Source organism: Streptomyces sp. NPDC018026, from assembly GCF_044327745.1.
Classification (GTDB): Bacteria; Actinomycetota; Actinomycetes; order Streptomycetales; family Streptomycetaceae; genus Streptomyces; species Streptomyces rubrogriseus.
The window spans coordinates 1-2,054 of sequence record NZ_JBIRFY010000047.1 but is presented as its reverse complement, the minus strand read 5'-3'; the positions used below and the strand labels follow the sequence as shown (position 1 = coordinate 2,054).

General features: G+C 71.4%; 1 protein-coding gene. It reads right to left on the bottom strand.

The window, feature by feature from the left end:
- Positions 1-2,054, bottom strand: a 2,054-nt coding sequence (locus tag ACH4D3_RS41175; RefSeq protein ID WP_398332884.1) for an amino acid adenylation domain-containing protein, incomplete at both ends; no start/stop codon positions are given.

Below are 2,054 nucleotides of genomic sequence, written 5' to 3'. Positions count from 1 at the left end.
GGCAACGCCGCACGATCCAACTTCCCGTTCACCGACAACGGCAACGCATCCAGAACCACGATCCCCGACGGCACCATGTACCCCGGAAGCCGATCGCCCACGAACAGTCGTACGCTGTCGGCCAGTTCAGACGACTCACCGTCCGGTTCGGCCGGGACGACGTACCCGACCAGGCGCTTCTCACCGGCCTCGTCCTCGCTTACGGTCACCGCGGCCTGTGCCACGGAAGGGTGCGCGGCCACGGCGGCCTGCACCTCGCCGGGCTCGATGCGGAAGCCTCGGATCTTCACCTGGTCGTCGGTGCGGCCCACGAAGGCGAGTTGTCCGTTCCGCGTCCAACGCACTCGGTCGCCGGTGCGGTACAGCCGCTCACCGGTGGCACCGAACGGATGCGCCACGAACCGCTCGGCCGTCAGACCGGGCCTGCCGAGGTATCCCCTGGCGAGCCCTTCACCCGCCACATAGAGCTCTCCCGCCGTACCGACGGGCACCGGGTTGAGCGATGCGTCAAGGACGTACGCCTGGGTGTTGGCGTTGGGCCGGCCGATGGCGGGCTCGTCGCCCGGTGCCAGCGGTCCTGCCATGGTCACGCACACCGACGCCTCGGTCGGGCCGTAGGCGTTGACGAAGCGGCGGCCCGGAGCCCAGCGGGAGATCAGGTCGCCGCTGAGCGCGTCACCGCCGGAGAACAGCGTGGCCACCGGGGCCAGCTCCTCGGGCTCCAGTACGCCGAGGGCCGCGGGCGGGAGCAGCATGTGCGTCACACCGTGTCGTGCCACCACGTCGGCGAGGCCGGCGCCGGGCAGGAGTTCCTCGGCGGGCGCCACCACCAGGCAGGCCCCGGTCCACAGGGCCATCAGCAGTTCCCAGGTCGCGGCGTCGAAGCCGACGGACGCGAACTGCAGGACGCGGCTGCTGCCGTCGGTCTCCCAGCCCCGAACCGTCAGCAGGTTCACCGCACCCCTGTGGGGCACGACGACGCCCTTGGGCGTTCCGGTGGAGCCGGAGGTGTAGATCACGTAGGCGGGGTGTCCCGGGAGCAGGGTCGTGCGGCGCTCGTGCTCCGCCACGGCCGCGTCGGCCGTCGCCGCCAGTAGGGCCGTCGTCCCGGGGTCGTCGACGACCACGGTCGGAACCGTCTCGGGCACGCTCCCGGCTGCTGTCCGGGAGGTCACGGCGCAGCAGGCGCCCGCGTCCTGGAGCATGAACGTCACCCGGTCGGCCGGGTACGCCGGGTCGACCGGCAGGTAGGCGCCGCCCGCCTTCAGCACACCCAGCAACGCCACGACCAGATCGACACCACGCTCCATGCACACCGCGACCACCGACTCCGGACCCACACCCTCCGCAACCAGCAACCGCGCCAGCCGGTTCGCCCGCACCTCCAGCTCCCCGTACGACACCGAGAACCCGTCGGCAACCACCGCCGGCGCCTCCGGCGTGCGCACCACCTGCGCCTCGAAGAGCTCAGGCAGCGTTCCGGTGGCGGTGTCGGCCGCGGTCTCGTTCCACTCGGTCAGGACCTTGCGTCGTTCCTCTTCGTCGAGGAGGTCCACCGCACCCGGTCTCAGATGCGGGTCGGCCGTCACGGCCGCGAGTACGCGGGTCAGCCGTCCCACGATCCGTTCCGCCGACTCCGGGTCGAACAGGTCGGCGGCCGCGGTCAACGTGCCGTGCAGCCCTGCGGGTGCGCCAGCGGCGTCGAAGGTCTCGCCGAACGTGATGTCCAGGTCGAACTTGGCCGCAGGCCGGCCCGCCCCGTACCGCTCGGTCCGTACGCCCGGCAGGTCCACGGGGGTGCGAGTGTCGTTCTGTGCCGTCAGCGCCACCTGGAAGAGGGGGTGGCGGGCCAGGGAGCGGGTGGGGGCCAGCTCTTCCACCAGCCGCTCGAAGGGCACGTCCTGGTGGCCGTAGGCACCCAGACCCGCTTCGCGCACCCGCTCAAGGATCTGCGTGAACGTCGGGTCACCCGTCAGGTCCGTACGGATCACGAGAGTGTTGACGAAGAAGCCGACGAGGTCGTCCAGCGCTTCATCAGCCCGCCCCGCCACCGC